This is a genomic window from Pseudomonas sp. HP_14 (assembly GCF_055283875.1).
In genome coordinates this window covers 40,938-58,847 of the sequence record NZ_JBTOQI010000009.1, presented here as the reverse complement: position 1 = coordinate 58,847, position 17,910 = coordinate 40,938, and the positions used below count along the sequence as shown (strand labels likewise).

Below are 17,910 nucleotides of genomic sequence, written 5' to 3'. Positions count from 1 at the left end.
TTTAAGCGAACGCAATCGCGCATATTACCCTTACTGGGTGGAGGGTGGTCTGCATCGTGAGGCAGTGCGTTATTCCATTTGGCGATAATGCCCGCACTTTGCGTGATATGGGCTTTAAGCGTTTGCCGTTATGATAGGCGCCCCCGCAGTCTGGATTGCGAATACGCCATGACCCTGCAGTACCAAACAATCGCCGATTGCGTCGGCAACACCCCGCTTGTGCGCCTGCAGCGCATGGCGGGTAATACCAGCAATACGCTCCTGCTGAAACTGGAAGGGAATAACCCTGCCGGTTCGGTCAAGGACCGTCCTGCGTTGTCGATGATTACCCGTGCAGAACTGCGTGGCCAGATCCATCCCGGCGACACGCTGATTGAAGCGACCTCTGGCAACACCGGCATCGCCCTGGCCATGGCTGCGGCGATCAAGGGTTACAAGATGATCCTGATCATGCCTGATAACTCCAGCGCCGAGCGCAAGGCCGCCATGACCGCCTATGGCGCCGAGCTGATTCTGGTCAGTAAGGAAGAAGGCATGGAAGGTGCCCGTGACCTGGCTGAGCGGATGCAGAATGAAGGCCGGGGCAAGGTGCTCGATCAGTTTGCCAACGGTGATAATCCGCAGGCGCACTACACCAGCACCGGTCCGGAGATCTGGCAACAGACCGGCGGCACCGTCACTCACTTCGTCAGTTCCATGGGCACCACAGGCACCATCATGGGTGTCTCGCGTTACCTGAAAGAACAGAACCCGAATGTACAGATCGTCGGTCTGCAACCGATGGAAGGCGCGGCCATTCCCGGTATTCGTCGCTGGCCGGAAGAGTACCTGCCGCGTATCTATCAGGCCGACCGTGTTGACCGCATTGTCGACATGGCCCAGATCGAAGCCGAAGACACCATGCGTCGACTGGCCCGTGAAGAAGGCATCTTCTGCGGCGTGTCCTCGGGTGGTGCGGTAGCGGGCATGCTGCGACTGTCCCGTGAAGTCGAAAATGCGGTCATGGTCGCGATCATTTGTGACCGTGGCGACCGTTACTTGTCGACCGGCGTTTACGACGCGCCCAACTGATGGCCAAACATGAAAGAGGCCTGCGCTTCCAGCCAGCAGGCGGTACCCGGGCAAACCAGATCCCGACCGGCAAGAAGCAGCGACTGACGATTGAGCGCCTGGCAAACGACGGGCGCGGCATCGCGTTTTTTGAAGGCAAGACGTGGTTCGTTGCGGGCAGCCTTGCAGGCGAAGAAGTTGAAGCCAGAGTGCTCAATGCCCACGGCAAAATCGTGGAAGCGCGTACTGAGCGTGTGTTCCAGGGCAGCGCCATGCGTCGTCCGGCGCCGTGTGCGCACTTCGGTCGTTGCGGTGGTTGCAGCGTGCAGCACGTGCCCCACACTGAACAGCTTGCCCTGAAACAGCGCATGCTGGCGGAGCAATTGCAGCGGGTCGCGGGAGTCGAGCCAGAGCAGTGGGCGGCACCGCTGACCGGGTCGGAATTTGCCTACCGCAGGCGCGCCCGGGTTGCCGTACGCTGGGACGTCAAGGCCAAACGGTTGGACGTGGGGTTTCGTGCGGCTGCCAGTCAGGACATCGTGACCATCGATGAATGCCCGGTGCTGGTACAGGCCTTGCAACCGGTCATGATGCAATTGCCGGGCATGCTGAAAAGCTTCAGCAAGCCGCAGGTGCTGGGGCACGTGGAATTGTTCCACGGGACGTCGAACGCTGTGCTGGTTCGACACACTGCACCCTTGGCGGAGAGTGATCTCGACAAATTGAAAGCCTTTTGCCATAACCATGACGCACAACTATGGTTGCATGGTGAGGGTGATCCGCAACCGGTAGATGCTTCGCAGACGCTGGGCTATCGGTTGGAGCCCTGGAATCTGGAGCTTGCATACCGGCCGGGAGATTTCATTCAGGTCAACGCAGCGGTGAATACTGCGATGATCGAACAGGCGCTGGAGTGGTTGGCACCCCAGGCTGATGAACGGGTACTGGATCTGTTTTGCGGGCTGGGCAATTTTGCCCTGCCATTGGCGAAACAGGTCAAAGAGGTGGTGGCGGTCGAAGGGGTTGCGACCATGGTCGAGCGTGCCACCAGCAACGCAATGAGTAATGATCTGCACAACGTTGAATTTCATCAGGCGGATCTGTCGCAGCCGCTGGACAAGGCGCAATGGGCGGCGCAAGGCTTTAGCGCGGTGCTTCTGGACCCGCCGCGTGACGGCGCTTTTGAGGTGGTACGCAAGCTCAAGGCGTTAGGTGCGCAGCGGTTACTTTATGTTTCATGTAACCCGGCAACTTTGGCTCGCGACACTGTCGAATTGGTCAATCAGGGCTACAGATTAAAACGTGCCGGCATCCTCGATATGTTTCCACAGACAGCGCATGTCGAGGCGATGGCGTTATTTGAAGCGAGTAAGTAAGCAGCGGCTCAAGGAATCGGGTGCGCAGCTTACATGGAGTCTCGTTTAATCCGACTGGCCCGCGAATACCAGTCCTCGCTTGCCCGGCGAGGAGTGTTCGCTCAAGAAGGTCAGCGACTGTAGGCGCTATTCATCGCGCCTTAGGGAAGGTAAGCAACATGGTACAGGTGAGAGCACACCAGCCGATAAACACAGACGGCAGTATCAATCTCGACGCATGGCTTGATCACGTGGTCAGCGTCGACCTCATAGTGGATCGACAGGCCCTTAAAGAGGCCTGTGAGTTTGTTCGGCAAGCCGAGCAGCAGGACAACGCCGCGAAGAATCTCTGGGCCGAAGGCACGTCCAGCTTTCATACGGGGCTGGAAATCGCCGAGATCCTCGCGGACCTCAAGCTGGATCAGGATTCGCTGGTTGCGGCGGTTCTGTACCGAGGCGTGCGTGAAGGCAAGATTCCGTTGCCTGACGTCGAGCAGCGTTTCGGCGCGACCGTCGCCCGGTTGATTGACGGCGTGCTGCGCATGGCGGCAATCAGTGCCAGCCTCAGCCCTCGCCAGTCGTTGGTGCTGGGTACTCAGGTGCAGGTCGAAAACCTGCGCAAGATGCTGGTGGCCATGGTCGACGACGTTCGCGTGGCCTTGATCAAACTGGCAGAACGTACCTGCGCTATCCGTGCGGTGAAAAACGCCGCCGAAGAAAAGCGTAATCGCGTTGCCCGGGAAGTCTTTGATATCTATGCGCCGCTGGCCCATCGTCTGGGTATCGGCCATATCAAATGGGAGCTGGAGGATCTGTCCTTCCGTTACCTGGAGCCTGAGCAATACAAGCAGATCGCCAAGTTGCTGCATGAGCGTCGCCTTGACCGCGAACGCTTCATCAGCGATGTCATGTCGCAGCTGGACAACGAACTGCTGGCCACCGGCGTCAAAGCCGATATCAGCGGTCGCGCCAAACATATCTATTCGATCTGGCGCAAAATGCAGCGTAAAGGGCTGGATTTCAGCCAGATCTACGACGTTCGCGCCGTGCGCGTGCTGGTTCCGGAGATGCGCGACTGCTACACCGCGCTGGGGATCGTGCACACCTTGTGGCGGCACATTCCCAAGGAGTTTGACGATTACATCGCCAACCCCAAGGAAAACGGCTATCGCTCGTTGCACACCGCAGTTATCGGGCCGGAAGGCAAGGTGCTGGAAGTGCAGATCCGCACCCACGCGATGCACGAAGAGGCAGAGCTGGGCGTTTGCGCTCACTGGCGCTACAAGGGCACCGACGTCAAATCCGGCTCCAATCATTACGAAGAGAAAATTTCCTGGCTGCGTCAGGTCCTGGAGTGGCACGAAGAATTGGGCGACATCGGCGGGCTGGCTGAACAGCTGCGCGTCGATATCGAACCTGATCGTGTCTACGTCTTCACCCCAGACGGTCACGCGATTGACTTGCCCAAGGGCGCTACGCCGCTGGACTTCGCTTATCGGGTGCACACCGAGATCGGTCATAACTGCCGGGGCGCGAAGATCAACGGCCGTATCGTGCCGCTCAACTACAGCCTGCAGACCGGTGAGCAGGTCGAGATAATCACCAGCAAGCAAGGTACGCCGAGCCGCGACTGGCTGAACTCGAACCTGGGCTACATCACGACGTCGCGGGCGCGGGCGAAGATTGTTCACTGGTTCAAATTGCAGGCCCGCGATCAGAACGTTGCTGCAGGTCGAACCCTGCTCGAGCGCGAACTGGCTCGTCTGGCATTGCCTGCGGTGGACTTCGAGCGTCTCGCAGACAAAGCCAACATGAAGACCGCCGACGACATGTATGCGGCCTTGGGTGCTGGCGATCTGCGCCTGACTCAGCTGGTCAATCTGGCGCAACAACTGGTCGAACCAGAGCGCGGCAACGAGCAACTGGAACTGATCCCGCGCAAGGCCACCGGCTACAAGCCAGGCAAGCGCGGCGATATTCAGATCCAGGGCGTCGGCAACCTGATGACGCAGATGGCGGGCTGCTGCCAGCCGCTGCCGGGCGATGCCATCGTCGGCTATATCACCCAAGGCCGTGGCGTGAGTATTCACCGTCAGGACTGCGCCTCGGTACTGCAGTTGGGCGGTCGCGAGCCGGAGCGGATTATTCAGGTCAGCTGGGGCCCGGTGCCGGTGCTCACCTATCCGGTGGACATCATCATCCGTGCTTACGACCGCTCGGGCTTGCTGCGGGATGTCTCGCAGATCCTGCTCAACGAGCGGATCAACGTGCTGGCGGTCAACACCCGCTCTAACAAAGAGGACAACACGGCGTTGATGTCTCTGACCATCGAGATCCCGGGGCTGGATGCGTTGGGCCGGTTGCTGGGGCGCATCTCGCAATTGCCGAACATTATCGAGACGCGGCGTAACAGAACACCGTGATCGAGCTTGCACCGGTAGGAGCGAACTTGTTCGCGAGGCGATGGACCTGTGTATTCAGGAAGGTCGTCTCGCGAACAAGTTCGCTCCTACCGGTGGCAGTCTGACTGAACCAGGAACCCCATGTACTCTCTCCAAGACCTGCTCAACCTCATGGCCCGCCTGCGCGACCCTCAATACGGTTGCCCATGGGACGTGAAGCAGAATTACGCCAGCATCGTGCCGCACACCCTTGAAGAGGCATACGAAGTGGCCGACGCCATCGAGCGCGGTGACTTTGATGATCTCAAGGGAGAGCTGGGCGATTTGCTGTTTCAGGTGGTGTATTACAGCCAACTGGCCCGAGAAGAAGGGCGTTTCGAGTTTGACGGCGTCATCGATGGGATTACCCGCAAGCTGATTCGCCGTCACCCTCATGTTTTTCCTACCGGCGACTTGTACGCTCCTCTGGAAACCCCGCGCCTGACAGACGAGCAGGTCAAAGAGCGCTGGGATGAGATCAAGGCTCAGGAGCGCGCGGATAAAGCCAGTGCGCCCGAGCAATTGTCGCTGCTTGATGATGTGCCCGCCGTGCTGCCAGCCTTGTCCCGTGCGGTCAAGTTGCAGAAACGAGCCTCGCAGGTAGGTTTCGATTGGCCTTCAGCGCTGCCAGTAGTCGACAATGTTCGCGAAGAGCTGGATGAAGTGCTGGAGGCCATGGCCGACAACGACGCCGAGAGCATCGCCGAAGAAGTGGGTGATCTGTTGTTTGCTGCGGTCAATCTGGCCCGGCATCTCAAGGTTGATCCCGAAAATGCGCTGCGCGCCGCGAACAGTAAATTTGAACGCCGCTTCCGATTTATCGAACAGGCATTGCGCGACACCCAGCGTCCCATGGAAGATTGCACCCTCGAAGAAATGGACGCTCTGTGGGGCGAAGCCAAACGTCAGGAAAAGAAAGCGCCCAGCTGTGGCTGAGCTGCTGCCTCTGCATAAGTGAGTAGACAATGAGCATTTCCCTTCGCGATCAGTTACTCAAGGCAGGTCTGGTCAACCAGAAGCAGGCCAAACAGGTCGGCAAAGACAAGCAGAAAGAACAGCGTCTGGCGCACAAGGGCCAGATCGAAATCGATGACTCGCAGAAGCGTGCGGCTCAGGAAGCGGCGGCCGAGAAGGTCAAGCGCGACCAGGAGCTCAATCGTCAGCACCAGGAGAAGGTCGAGCAGAAGGCTCGGGCCGCTCAGGTCAAGCAGTTGATTGAAGGGTCACGTCTGCCAAAGCTGACGACCGAGGATTACTACAACTTCGTCGATGACAAGAAGGTCAAACGCCTGTCGGTCAACAACCTGATGCGCAGCAAACTGAGCAATGGCTCGCTGGCGATCGTCAGTCATGGCGGGGGTTATGAAGTCATCCCGCGTGAGGCGGCGTTGAAGATTCAGGAGCGCGATCCACGTCGCATCGTGATGCTCAGCGAGCCGACTGAAGAGAAAGCCGACGGCGATGATCCGTACGCGGCTTACAAGATCCCTGATGATCTGATGTGGTGATCTGACTCGTAACCAAACAAAACCCGCCAAGTGCGGGTTTTGTTTTTAAGGCGATTCTGATGTTGCGGATTACTGACTGCGTTGGTTTTCCTGCGCTTCGAGTTCCATCTTGTATCGCTGTGCATCGGACTCGATATGAAACATGCCGACCAGTTGATCCTGCTGGTAGACGTCCCAGATTTGAATGCCGTCGGCAATGCTTTCATGGGAGATATGGGCGTCGTCGCGTTCAGTTACTCTTACGGTCATCGTTCAAACTCCTGACGTGGACTGCGGCGATCTGTCGCAGGCCTCAGTTATAGAATTTGTTAGCTCGCTACGTAAATAGTTGGTTTTTTTCATGTTCGGTTGCAGCAGCGGGCGGGATGCTGGAGGCCTTGATTTATAAAGGCTACAGCGGGTCTGTCAGGTAAATGAAGATTATTTCATGTGGTTGTTTTCTGTAGGAGTGAGCTTGCTCGCGATAGTGTTTCATCAGGGGAAGTTTTTTGAATTGATGAATTTTTATCGCGAGCAAGCTCACTCCTACAGACAGAGCGCGATCTGACTGTCCGGGCTTTCACGAGCACAAAAAAGCCCCGCACGATGGCGGGGCTTTTTGATTGCGGTCAGGCGGCTATCAGCTGCCTTTGACCGCTTTGCCATTCACCGTGCCGTCCAGCAGCATGATGTTGTATTCCTTACCATCGGTTTCGACCTGTTGCAGGCGAACCAGCAGGTAGTCCCAGTCTTTGGCGAACCAGAGCACGGTAATACGCTTGCTTTGTGTCGGGTCACGTACGCGCTCGACCTTGATGGCGTCGATCTGGCCCGCTTTGGTAGCGACCTTCTCGGAGCCCAGCACGCGGAAGTCATAGGTATCAATCTCGTCACCGTCGACGACCTGATAGCTCATGCTCTTCTTGCCAGCCGCCACGTCGTGCTGCAAAGCCAGTTGATACGTGGATTTGTCCAGCACGCCGCGATTCAGAGGCAGTTTGACGGCGTCGCCGCGGTCACTGCCAGTGATGAACTTGTTGGACCAGTCGAACGCCAGATCAACCTTTTTCGACTTGCCCAGGCCGCCGCGCTCGAAGTTGTAGGTCTGCGGCAGCATGGTGTCTTTGTCGACTTTCAGCGTGCTGACTTCGGTCAGGCTGGCGATCATCATGGACGCCTTGAAATTCAGGGTCCAGACGCCGTTCGGGCCCGATTCCAGGCTGCGCGTAGCCGTGCCACTCATGGGCAATTGTTTCCAGTCGGCAGTGTAGCTGGCGGAGAATGGTTGCAGGTCTGCGGCCTGAGTGACAGGCAGTGCGAGCAGAGCGAAAGCGAACAGCAAAGCGCGACGCATAATATCTCCTAGGGTCGAATCAAGTGGCCATTGGCGGCGATCAACTGCCCGTCCAATAATGCGCCTTCTGTGCCAAGGCTCAAGCGGCCTTCGGCAAACCAGCGAATAGCCAATGGGTAAATATGGTGTTCCTGGACATGAACACGCTGGGCAAGAGAGCCAGGCGTATCGCCAGGCTCCACTGAAATCACTGATTGTACGACCAGTGGTCCGCCGTCGAGTTCCTCGGTGACGAAGTGCACGGTACAGCCGTGCTCGGCGTCGCCAGCATCCAGCACCCGCTGATGGGTGTGCAAGCCTTTATAGAGAGGAAGCAGGGAAGGGTGGATATTCAGCAGGCGCCCCTGATAGTGCCGGACGAAGCCAGCGGTCAGGATTCGCATGAAGCCCGCGAGGACAACCAGCCTGGGCTGGAAGGTGTCGATCAGCTCGATCAGCGCGGCATCAAAGGCCTCGCGACCATCGTAATCCTTGTGGTCAAGAACGCAGGTATCGATACCTGCGTCTCTGGCGCGCTGCAAACCGAACGCATCGGCGCGGTTGGAAATCACCGCGCGGATGCGGGCGGGGTGATCCCCGCCCTTGAAGCTGTCGATCATGGCTTGCAGGTTGCCGCCGGTGCCGGAAAGCAGCACCACTACATCGCAGGGTGCGGGCATCAGTGCGCCTTGAGGTTCTTCAGCTCGACTTGCGCAGCACCTTCGGCAGCGGTGGCGATCTGACCGATAACCCAAGGCTGCTCACCGGCTTCACGCAGAACGTTCAGCGCCGTTTCAACGTGCTCCTGAGCAACGCAGATCACCATGCCCACGCCGCAGTTCAGCACGCGATGCATTTCGTTTTCGGCAACGTTGCCTTGTTGCTGCAACCAGTCGAATACGGCTGGACGCTGCCAGCTTGCCACGTCGACTACCGCTTGGGCACCGGCCGGCAATACGCGAGGAATGTTGTCCAGCAGGCCGCCGCCAGTGATGTGGGCCATGGCTTTGACAGCGCCAGTGTCTTTGATCAGCTTGAGCAGAGGTTTGACGTAGATGCGGGTCGGTGCCATCAACAGTTCGGTCAGCGGCTTGCCGTCGAGCTGGATGTTTTCAATGTCTGCGCCTGCCACTTCGATGATCTTGCGGATCAGCGAGTAACCGTTGGAGTGCGGGCCCGAAGATGGCAGGGCGAGCAGGGCGTCACCGGCAGCGACTTTGGAGCCGTCGATGATGTCGGCCTTTTCCACTACGCCGACGCAGAAACCTGCCAGGTCGTAGTCTTCGCCTTCGTACATGCCTGGCATTTCAGCGGTTTCGCCGCCAACCAGCGAGCAACCCGCCAGCTCACAGCCAGCGCCGATGCCGGTAACCACGTCGGCAGCGGTGTCGACGTTGAGTTTGCCGGTAGCGTAGTAATCAAGGAAGAACAGCGGTTCTGCACCGCAGACCACCAGGTCGTTGACGCACATGGCGACCAGATCGATACCAATGGTGTCGTGCTTGTTCAGGTTCAGCGCCAGACGCAGCTTGGTGCCGACGCCGTCGGTACCGGAAACCAGAACGGGCTGCTTGTAGCCTGCCGGGATTTCGCAGAGGGCGCCGAAGCCACCCAGGCCGCCCATGACTTCTGGCCGCTTGGTGCGCTTGGCGACGCTCTTGATGCGTTCGACCAATGCTTCACCGGCGTCGATGTCTACACCGGCGTCTTTGTAGCTCAGGGAGGGTTGCTTGCTCATAATCCAGGCCTTTAGGGGGGATTCGGGGGATCGACCGTTACAGCGGGGCCTCTGAAAAGCTGCATGCAGTTTTTCGGGCCGCCACCATCGCCAGTCTGCGAAGGCGCGCGATTTTATCAGGCTTGGGCCTTAGCGGCCATCCTTAGGCCGACGGGCTGGCTCATTGAAAGCAAAAAAACTGTGTGTCAGTGTGCTGCCCCAGACTGTGTAAGGTGTAGCCTTCATCTTTAATGTGAATGTTTGGCTGCCTTTTGCGGTCTCACCCACGCCAGTCACTTCGACGCGGTTTCTTTTCTTGCCGCTTTTTTCCGTTCGGGAACTGTCCATGCGTCTTTCAAATCTGTTTTTTGCCGGCTGCCTGTCACTGCTCAGTCTGCCGAGCTTCGCTGAAACCGTGAACAATCTGTATCAAGTCCGTGAACCGGTCAGTGGCCAGTCTCCTGATGAGCGCAGCCGTGCCACTCAGGCTGCACTGGAAACCATGATCCTGCGTCTGACCGGCGACGCTCGTGCGCCAAAGGGCTCCTCGTTGGCCGAACTGCGCAAGGACCCGCAACAAGTCATCAGCCAGTACGGCTACGAAGCTGGCCCGCCGGAAACCTTGTTGGTGGATTTCGATCCGGCCAGCACTGACCGTGTGCTGCGTCAGGCCGGTTATTCATTGTGGGGTAGCAACCGGCCAACGATTCTTGGTTGGTGGCTGAACGATGCAACCGAAGGCTCCAACCTGGTGGGCGACGGTCAGAGCTCCGCCGAGCCACTGCGGCGTGCGGCCCAGCATCGCGCCTTGCCGCTGCGTCTGCCTCTGGCTGATCTTGAAGAGCAGGGCGTCGGCACCGCCAAGAACATCGAAGGCACTGATCCCACCGCATTGAAGCAAGCTTCGGAGCGGTATGGCGCGGACGCGTTGCTGGCAGTGCATGCCAAGGAAGACGCCGGGCAATGGCAGGGAAAATGGCGTTTGTGGATGGGCGATCAGCGCGAACAGGGTACTGCGACCGCGGCGACTTCCGAGGCGTTGGCTGACGCCGTGCTGCTGGCGGTCAGTGAACGCCTGGCACCGCGCTTTGTTGCCAAGCCTGGCGCCTCCAGCGGTTTGCTGATGCAGGTGCAGGGCATGACCCTTGAGCGTTATGCGCAACTGATGCAATTACTCGAACCGTTTGGCGCGCGTCTGAAACAGGTTGAGGGCGATCGCATCATTTATGAAGTCAATGGCACTGCCGAGCAACTGCGTTCGCAACTGTCGCTGGCCAAGCTGCAGGAAATCCCGGCATCCGAGGCTGCTCAGGCACCGACGGCTCCGGCTACACCTGAACAACCTGCTCCGGCACCGGTTGACGCTACAGCACCCGTTCAGGCGCCTGGGCCGACAATCGTTCCGGTGAGCGCGCCGCAAATTTACTTCCGCTGGTGACTTATCGCCGCGGCAAGCTGTCGGTTAAGAGCGCAAGACTGGATCTGTTGGAGCGAGCGGACGCCGCCCGCTCGCTCTTATCAAACAAAATATAACTACCTGATCTGAATGTTTTTCTGTAGGAGCTGCCGAAGGCTGCGAAGCATTTATCCTGACACACTGCGATCGCAGCCTTCGGCAGCTCCTAAAGGTCCTATGTTTGCCCCGAGACAGCGGTGTGTTATGGATGCTGGGTAGCTCCCTCAGGAAAACCCGTTTCATCTGTGGGACCGACCGGGAATTTTGTTTGCAGGCCAACGTAGATTCTCCAGCGGGCTTTTTATTTTAGTTGAGGGGCTTTGATGACTGACACACGGCGCTGGTTCTGGATTGGCGGAGTCGTTCTGCTGTTCCTGTTTGTGTTCTTGCTGCACGGGATCCTGACCCCCTTTCTGGTGGCGCTGTTGCTGGCCTACATGGGTGACCCGCTGACCGACAAACTGGAAAAACTGGGCTTGTCGCGGACCTTGAGTGTAGTGGCGGTATTCGGCCTCTTTACGCTGATCCTGATGGGCCTGCTGCTGATTCTGGTGCCGATGCTCGCCAAGCAACTGTTCCGCCTCTACGAGCTTGCCCCTCAGATGCTTGACTGGCTGCAGCACACGGCATTGCCGTGGGTGCAGACCAAATTTGGTCTGGCCGATGGTTTCTGGAAGTTCGACAAGGTCAAAGCGGCTATTTCGGAACACATGGGCCAGACCGGCGATATCGTTAGCGCTGTGCTGTCCAGGGCTACAGCTTCCAGCCTCGCACTGATCGGCTGGATCACTAATCTGGTGCTGATCCCGGTGGTGTGCTTCTACCTGCTGCGGGACTGGGACGTGATGATGGCCAAGATTCGTGGCCTGTTACCGCGCCACCGCGAAGAGCAGGTGGTCAAGCTTGCAGGCGAGTGCCATGAAGTACTGGGCGCATTCATTCGCGGGCAGTTGCTGGTGATGGTGGGCCTGGGCGTCATTTATGCGGCCGGGCTGATGCTGGTCGGGCTGGAGCTGGGGCTGTTGATCGGGGTTATCGCCGGTCTGGCCGCCATCGTGCCTTATATGGGTTTTGTGATCGGTATCGGCGCAGCGCTGGTGGCCGGGCTGTTCCAGTTTGGCGGTGATTTGTATCCGCTGTTGGGCATCGCCGCGGTGTTCATGGTGGGGCAGGCGCTTGAAGGCATGGTGCTCACGCCGTTGCTGGTGGGCGATCGCATCGGCCTGCATCCGGTTGCGGTGATTTTCGCGATCCTGGCAGGCGGTGAGTTGTTCGGCTTCACCGGTATTCTGCTGGCGCTGCCGGTGGCAGCGGTGATCATGGTTCTGGTACGCCATGCCCACGACCTCTATAAAGAGTCGGATGTTTACGGTGGCGCGGAAGATCCTGAGTTGTAGATCCCTTCTTTTGGATCCGTAGATACTTGTTGGAGCGGGCAAGCCTCGCTCCAACAAGGACAGCGCTCTACCATTGCGCCCAATTCACGCAAACCTTTGATTTTGCTTATGGTCTGGCGCATTGTGCCCCCAGCGTCACGGGTATAAACTTTGCGCACTTTACACAGAGGCCCCTTACGGTTCACTTGAGCCGTTCAGCCAGCATGAAACCTATTCAGCTGCCCCTGGGTGTGCGTCTGCGTGATGACGCCACCTTCATCAACTACTATCCCGGCGCCAATGCTGCGGCACTCGGCTACGTCGAGCGCCTGTGCGAAGCCGAGGCTGGCTGGACCGAGAGTCTCATCTATCTATGGGGCAAGGACGGGGTAGGGCGTACCCATCTGTTGCAGGCCGCGTGCCTGCGTTTCGAGCAAATGGGCGAACCGGCGGTTTATCTTCCGCTGGCCGAAGTGATCGATGAAGGCGTCGAACTGTTCGACAACCTTGAGCAGTACGAACTGGTCTGCCTTGATGACCTGCAAGCCATCGTCGGCAAGCCGGAATGGGAAGAAGCTCTGTTTCACCTGTTCAATCGCCTGCGTGACAGCGGCCGTCGTTTGCTGATTGCCGCCTCACAATCCCCGCGCGAACTCCCCGTCAAACTGCCTGACCTCAAATCTCGCCTGACCATGGCGCTGGTTTTCCAGATGCGTGGTCTGTCGGATGAAGACAAGTTGCGTGCTCTGCAGCTGCGTGCATCGCGACGCGGGCTGCACCTGACCGACGAGGTCGGGCATTTCATCCTGACCCGGGGCACTCGCAGCATGAGTGCTCTGTTCGATTTGCTGGAAACCCTCGATCAGGCTTCTTTGCAGGCTCAGCGTAAACTGACCATCCCTTTCCTTAAAGAGACGCTTGGGTGGTAGACCCCGCGTTGCTGCTGCAAACCGCATCGGCGCTGCGTGCCGCACAGCGCATTCTGATTATCACCGGGGCAGGACTTTCAGCCGATTCCGGGTTGCCAACCTATCGTGGCGTTGGCGGCTTGTATAACGGCGAGACTGATGATGGCGTGCCGATTGAAATGGCGCTGTCCGGGCCGATGCTGCGTCGTGACCCTACGCTGTGCTGGAAATACATCGCCGAACTGGGCAAAGCCTGCCTGGGTGGCCAGCCGAACGCTGCTCACTATGCGATTGCAGAGTTGCAACACAAGAAACCGGATTGTTGGGTACTGACGCAGAACGTCGACGGCTACCATCGCGCCGCAGGAAGCCCGCCAGATCGCCTGATTGAAATTCATGGCCAGATGGCGCCGCTGTTCTGTCAGTCATGTGCAGCCGAAGATCCGGAATTGAGTGTGCATTTGCAGCGGCCACTTCCTCCTCTTTGCCGATTGTGTGGTGGCGTTCTGCGACCACCCGTCGTTTTGTTTCAGGAGATGTTGCCTGAGCAAGCGATGCAAACACTCTATGATGAGATGGCAAAAGGCTTTGATGCAGTGCTGAGCATCGGTACCACGGCCAGCTTCCCCTACATCCATGAACCTGTAATCAGAACAAGGGTTTGCGGCGGTTTTACGGCGCAAATTAATTTGACGCCTACCGATCAGAGCGCACAAATGGACGCGTTTTTTGCCTGCCGGGCAGTACATGTCATGGGCGAACTGGTAAGTCACATTTAGTTCGATTGAATTTGCAAATCAGAATGATAGTGGGCATAGTCGCGGCTTCTTAATATTTATCAGCCACGGTCGTGCCCATGCTAGTTCGCTTCGCACCCCTCGTGCCTCTCGCACTTGTTACCCTGCTTATAGGTTGCGCCGCCAATTCACCGGTCTCGCAACAACAGCAAGTACAGCAGCAAACCGCCAAATCAGTCAGCGTTTCTAGCGCTAACATCCGTTCAGACCGCTCGGTCCTGCAGGAAGAGTTGGCGACTGAAGCTGAGCTGGCCCGTTTCTCTGACAACAAGCCTTACCAGCTGCCGGTTCTGGCTGACAGCATTCTTGAACGTGGCAAGTCTCTGATCGGTACCCGCTACCGTTTCGGTGGTACTTCTACCAAGTCTGGCTTTGATTGCAGCGGTTTCATCGGTTATCTGTTCCGCGAAGAGGCTGGCATGAGCCTGCCGCGTTCTTCCCGTGAAATGATCAACATTGATGCGCCTCTGGTTAAACGCACTGACCTTGAGCCTGGTGATCTGCTGTTCTTCAGCACTGCCGGTCGCGGTCGCGTCAGCCACGCTGCAATCTACCTGGGCGACAACCAGTTCATCCACTCCAGCAGCCGTCGCAGTGGTGGTGTTCGCGTCGATAGCCTGGATGATGTGTACTGGAGCAAGACGTTCATCGAAGCCAAACGCGCTTTGGCCATGGAGTCGCCGACGGCTGCTCCGGCCCAGACGACAGCGATGACCGCAACTACGCTCAAGACACCAGCGGTCAAGAAGCGCAAGCACAAATAATTAGCGTCCCGTACAAAGACAGGCTATAAGCCTGTCTTGTGCTTTTCGGGCTCCCGGCAAAGTAAGCCGCATCCACATCGGGTTGTTGTGTTTATGTCGATTACGCTACGCCTTGCGGTCATCTCTCTTGCAGCGTTACTGGGTGCTTGCGCCAGCGCGCCGCCGCCCCAGCCCCGGGTCGTTCAGCGCCCGGTCATCGTTGCTCCCGCCGAAAACCCCAACCCTGCTGCCGAAGATGTACTGTTCCGTGCGCTCGGGCTGGTGGGAACCCCTTATCGTTGGGGCGGCAACACGCCTGATTCGGGTTTTGACTGCAGCGGTCTGATCGGTTTTGTTTACCGTGACGCAGCGGGTATTGCGCTGCCACGTTCAACCCGCGACATGATTGTGATGCGCGCACCCAGCGTCGGGCGCGAGCAGCTGCAATCCGGTGATCTGGTGTTCTTCGCCACAGGCGGTGGTTCTCAGGTCAGCCATGCGGGTATTTACGTTGGCGAGGGTCGCTTCGTCCACGCACCTGCTACCGGCGGCACCGTGAAACTCGACAGCCTCGACAAGCCTTATTGGCAGAAGGCTTATCTGGATGCCAAACGGGTGATTCAACCTTCGAATCTGGCGCGTAATCAGTAATACAGGTCGCAGATCACGTTCTTCCGCTGGTTTCTCATCCCCTGAGTGTCAGCTGGATTTGCACTGACTCGTACATCGTCATCGCGAGCAAGCTCACTCCTACAGTTGGAATTCGATCTTCTGTAGGAGTGAGCTTGCTCGCGATGACGTCAGTGGATTCACCGTAATCTGAAGGCATGCCCCCGATCCAGCGATCCTTGGCGCTAAGGCTTCACACCCGCCTGTTGTGCCTTCGCTCCCGTCACCCGCCAGATCTTGTTGCCGACATCATCCGCCACCAGCAAACCACCCTGATGGTCATTCACCACCCCAACCGGGCGGCCCTGGGCTTTTTCATCGGCGTTGAGGAAGCCGCTCAGGAGGTCGATCGGCGTACCGGCTGGTTTGCCGTCTTTGAACGGCACGAATAGCACCTTGTAGCCACTGTGTGGCTTGCGGTTCCAGGAGCCGTGCTGGCCGATGAACAGCCCTTCATTAAACGGTGCAGGTAAGGTTTTGCCGTCTGCGAAGACCAGACCTAGCGAGGCTGTGTGCGGGCCCACGGCGAAGTCAGGCGCAATCGCCTTGGCCACCAGCTCCGGATTTTGTGGCTTCACGCGTTCGTCCACATGCTGGCCGTAATAGCTATAGGGCCAGCCATAGAAGCCGCCGTCCTGAACCGAGGTCACGTAGTCGGGCACCAGGTCGCTGCCGATTTCGTCACGCTCGTTGACTGCTGTCCACAACTTGCCGGTGGTCGGTTCCCAATCCATCCCATTAGGGTTGCGCAGGCCTGAGGCAAAGATGCGATGGGTCTTGGTGTTCGGATCAACTTCCCAGATGGCGGCACGGCCTTGCTCGGCCTCCATGCCGTTCTCCGCCACATTGCTGTTGGAGCCGACGGTGACGTACAGCTTGCTGCCGTCTTTGCTGGCGATGACGTTTTTGGTCCAGTGGTGATTCAACGTGCCGCCTGGCAAATCGACGACTTTGGTCGGCTGAGCGCTGATCGACGTTTGGCCAGGCTGATAAGGGAAGCTGATCAAGCGGTCGGTATCGGCAACATAAAGTGTGTTGCCGACCAGCGTCATGCCAAAAGGCGAGTTAAGGTTTTCCAGAAACACGGTGCGGGTTTCGGCGACGCCATCGTGATCCTTGTCACGCAGCAAGGTGATGCGATTGGCGCTGGGTACGCCAGCTCCGGCGCGGCCCATGACTTTCTTCATCACCCAGCCACGAATGCCTTTGTCATCGTCGGGCTTGGCGGGCGAGTTTGTTTCAGCAACCAGCACATCGCCATTGGGCAGTACATACAGCCAGCGCGGGTGGTCAAGGTTTTCAGCGAAGGCCGCGACTTGCGTGCCCGGGGCGGCAACCGGTTTGCCACCTTTCGGCCAGCCGACGGCCGGAGCGATGTTGACCGTCGGGATCAGCGTCTTGTTCGGCTCAGGCAGTTTAGGCGATGGGCCGGTGCCATCCGTGACTTGCAGGGTAGAGGACTCACCACAGCCCGCCAGGCCAGCGGCGAGCACGAGCAAGACGGCATAGTGCGGTTTGAGCTTGAACATGGTCGATCTCCGTAACGGGCAGTGGTGCAGTAAGTGGTAGAGGTGCGTAGACGGGTGAGGTTCAACCCCTGTGTTGATTGACGCTCCCACCCCAACGCTCTAACCTGCGCGCTTGTTTCAGGTGCTCGACGTCAGCAGCGTTTCTGCGGGCAGGTCGAGTGAAACAGGGAAGCCGGTGCATTCGCCTTCATGCGACCTATTCCGGCGCTGCCCCCGCAACGGTAAATGAGTGAAAGTTGTGCAATCTGCCACTGTGCTCCGGCATGGGAAGGCGCGCAATCGGGTTCGCCCGCTCATGAGCCCGGAGACCGGCCTGATCCATCCAACAGCATCACGGCGGGCGATGCTCTGCGCATGACCTGTGGTCGTGCTGTCAGTTTTTGCTAAGCCTTCCGTCTGCTTTCGCGTGCCCTCAAGCGGAGAGCTGAGATGAACGAATCCCCTGAACGTGACGAACGCCATCTGGCGCGCATGCTGCGCAAGAAAGCCGTCATGGACGAACGTATTGCCAGCGCCCCTAACGAATGCGGTTTGCTGCTGGTCCTCACCGGTAACGGCAAAGGCAAGAGCAGCTCTGCGTTCGGCATGCTCGCCCGAGCCATGGGCCACGGTATGCAATGTGGCGTGGTGCAGTTCATCAAAGGCAGCAACAGCACGGGCGAAGAATTCTTTTTTCGGCGTTTCCCGGAGCAGGTTCGCTATCACGTCATGGGCGAGGGCTACACTTGGGAAACTCAGGATCGCCAGCGTGATATCGCCGCTGCCGAAGCCGCCTGGGAAGTGTCTCTGGAAATGCTCCGCGATCCGTCCATTGGCCTTGTGGTACTGGACGAACTGAACATTGCCCTCAAACACGGCTACCTGGACATCGAGCGGGTACTCAGCGATCTGCAGGCGCGTCCACCCATGCAGCACGTGATTGTTACCGGGCGCGGCGCCAAACCGGAAATGATCGACATGGCTGACACGGTTTCCGAGATCACCGTGGTCAAGCACGCCTTCCAGGCGGGTATTCGCGCTCAGAAAGGCATCGAGCTGTGAGCAGACTT

General features: G+C 58.3%; 17 protein-coding genes and 1 riboswitch. Of the genes, 12 read left to right on the top strand and 5 right to left on the bottom strand.

The annotated features are described in order from the left end of the window. Window positions 1-168 precede the first annotated feature (168 nt). The 5 genes from cysM (at window position 169) to ACYASS_RS08550 (ending at window position 6,354) form a co-directional block, all read left to right on the top strand. A complete protein-coding gene (gene cysM, locus ACYASS_RS08570; RefSeq protein WP_463585807.1) occupies window positions 169-1,071 on the top strand; it encodes a cysteine synthase CysM in 903 nt (300 codons plus the stop codon). Beyond that, entirely contained in the window at window positions 1,071-2,426 is a 1,356-nt protein-coding gene (rlmD, locus tag ACYASS_RS08565) for a 23S rRNA (uracil(1939)-C(5))-methyltransferase RlmD (protein WP_463585806.1), read from the top strand. Before cysM ends, rlmD begins: the two co-directional genes overlap by 1 nt. Window positions 2,427-2,584: 158 nt before the next feature. Next, complete coding sequence (relA, locus tag ACYASS_RS08560) at window positions 2,585-4,828, top strand: GTP diphosphokinase (RefSeq protein WP_463585805.1); 2,244 nt, start codon at window positions 2,585-2,587, stop codon at window positions 4,826-4,828. 120 nt (window positions 4,829-4,948) lie between these two features. Beyond that, complete coding sequence (mazG, locus tag ACYASS_RS08555; RefSeq protein ID WP_463585804.1) at window positions 4,949-5,782, top strand: nucleoside triphosphate pyrophosphohydrolase; 834 nt, start codon at window positions 4,949-4,951, stop codon at window positions 5,780-5,782. A 29-nt stretch (window positions 5,783-5,811) separates the two neighbouring features. After that, window positions 5,812-6,354, top strand: a complete 543-nt coding sequence (locus tag ACYASS_RS08550; RefSeq protein ID WP_243245355.1) for a DUF2058 domain-containing protein — start codon at window positions 5,812-5,814, stop codon at window positions 6,352-6,354. A 69-nt stretch (window positions 6,355-6,423) separates the two neighbouring features. Here ACYASS_RS08550 and ACYASS_RS08545 read toward each other — a convergent pair whose 3' ends face one another. From ACYASS_RS08545 to purM, 4 genes are all read right to left on the bottom strand, one after another. Then, window positions 6,424-6,603: a hypothetical protein gene (locus ACYASS_RS08545; RefSeq protein ID WP_243245354.1), complete on the bottom strand. Its 180-nt coding sequence runs from the start codon at window positions 6,601-6,603 to the stop codon at window positions 6,424-6,426. A 370-nt stretch (window positions 6,604-6,973) separates the two neighbouring features. After that, window positions 6,974-7,687, bottom strand: coding sequence for a DUF3108 domain-containing protein (locus ACYASS_RS08540; RefSeq protein WP_243245353.1), 714 nt, complete (start codon window positions 7,685-7,687; stop codon window positions 6,974-6,976). Between the two features lie 8 nt (window positions 7,688-7,695). After that, a complete protein-coding gene (gene purN / locus ACYASS_RS08535) occupies window positions 7,696-8,346 on the bottom strand; it encodes a phosphoribosylglycinamide formyltransferase (RefSeq protein ID WP_463585803.1) in 651 nt (216 codons plus the stop codon). Further along, window positions 8,346-9,404, bottom strand: a complete 1,059-nt coding sequence (gene purM, locus ACYASS_RS08530; protein ID WP_243245351.1) for a phosphoribosylformylglycinamidine cyclo-ligase — start codon at window positions 9,402-9,404, stop codon at window positions 8,346-8,348. The genes purN and purM overlap by 1 nt, the downstream gene beginning before the upstream one ends. 325 nt (window positions 9,405-9,729) lie before the next feature. On the opposite strand from purM, the gene ACYASS_RS08525 reads away from it, so the two are divergent. The 6 genes from ACYASS_RS08525 to ACYASS_RS08500 all read left to right on the top strand — a co-directional run bounded on the left by ACYASS_RS08525 (window position 9,730) and on the right by ACYASS_RS08500 (window position 15,314). Beyond that, window positions 9,730-10,821 carry a DUF2066 domain-containing protein gene (locus tag ACYASS_RS08525; RefSeq protein WP_463585802.1) on the top strand — a complete coding sequence of 364 codons (1,092 nt, stop codon included), beginning with the start codon at window positions 9,730-9,732 and terminating at the stop codon, window positions 10,819-10,821. A gap of 341 nt (window positions 10,822-11,162) precedes the next feature. Beyond that, window positions 11,163-12,236, top strand: a complete 1,074-nt coding sequence (locus ACYASS_RS08520; RefSeq protein ID WP_243245349.1) for an AI-2E family transporter — start codon at window positions 11,163-11,165, stop codon at window positions 12,234-12,236. A 203-nt stretch (window positions 12,237-12,439) separates the two neighbouring features. Next, on the top strand, window positions 12,440-13,144 hold the full coding sequence (hda, locus tag ACYASS_RS08515; protein WP_027902380.1) for a DnaA regulatory inactivator Hda: 705 nt from the start codon (window positions 12,440-12,442) through the stop codon (window positions 13,142-13,144). Beyond that, complete coding sequence (locus ACYASS_RS08510; protein ID WP_463585801.1) at window positions 13,138-13,902, top strand: NAD-dependent deacylase; 765 nt, start codon at window positions 13,138-13,140, stop codon at window positions 13,900-13,902. The genes hda and ACYASS_RS08510 overlap by 7 nt, the downstream gene beginning before the upstream one ends. A gap of 77 nt (window positions 13,903-13,979) precedes the next feature. Beyond that, on the top strand, window positions 13,980-14,684 hold the full coding sequence (locus ACYASS_RS08505) for a C40 family peptidase (RefSeq protein WP_463585800.1): 705 nt from the start codon (window positions 13,980-13,982) through the stop codon (window positions 14,682-14,684). Window positions 14,685-14,777: 93 nt separating this feature from the next. Then, window positions 14,778-15,314 (top strand): C40 family peptidase, encoded by a 537-nt coding sequence (locus ACYASS_RS08500; RefSeq protein ID WP_087272374.1) that lies wholly within the window; start codon window positions 14,778-14,780, stop codon window positions 15,312-15,314. Window positions 15,315-15,517: 203 nt separating this feature from the next. Here ACYASS_RS08500 and ACYASS_RS08495 read toward each other — a convergent pair whose 3' ends face one another. Beyond that, a complete protein-coding gene (locus ACYASS_RS08495; protein WP_463585799.1) occupies window positions 15,518-16,861 on the bottom strand; it encodes a PQQ-dependent sugar dehydrogenase in 1,344 nt (447 codons plus the stop codon). Between the two features lie 102 nt (window positions 16,862-16,963). Then, window positions 16,964-17,192: riboswitch (cobalamin riboswitch) on the top strand. 98 nt (window positions 17,193-17,290) lie between these two features. Between ACYASS_RS08495 and cobO the strand changes: the two genes are divergently transcribed. Beyond that, entirely contained in the window at window positions 17,291-17,902 is a 612-nt protein-coding gene (gene cobO, locus ACYASS_RS08490; protein ID WP_122665871.1) for a cob(I)yrinic acid a,c-diamide adenosyltransferase, read from the top strand. Window positions 17,903-17,910: the final 8 nt, after the last annotated feature.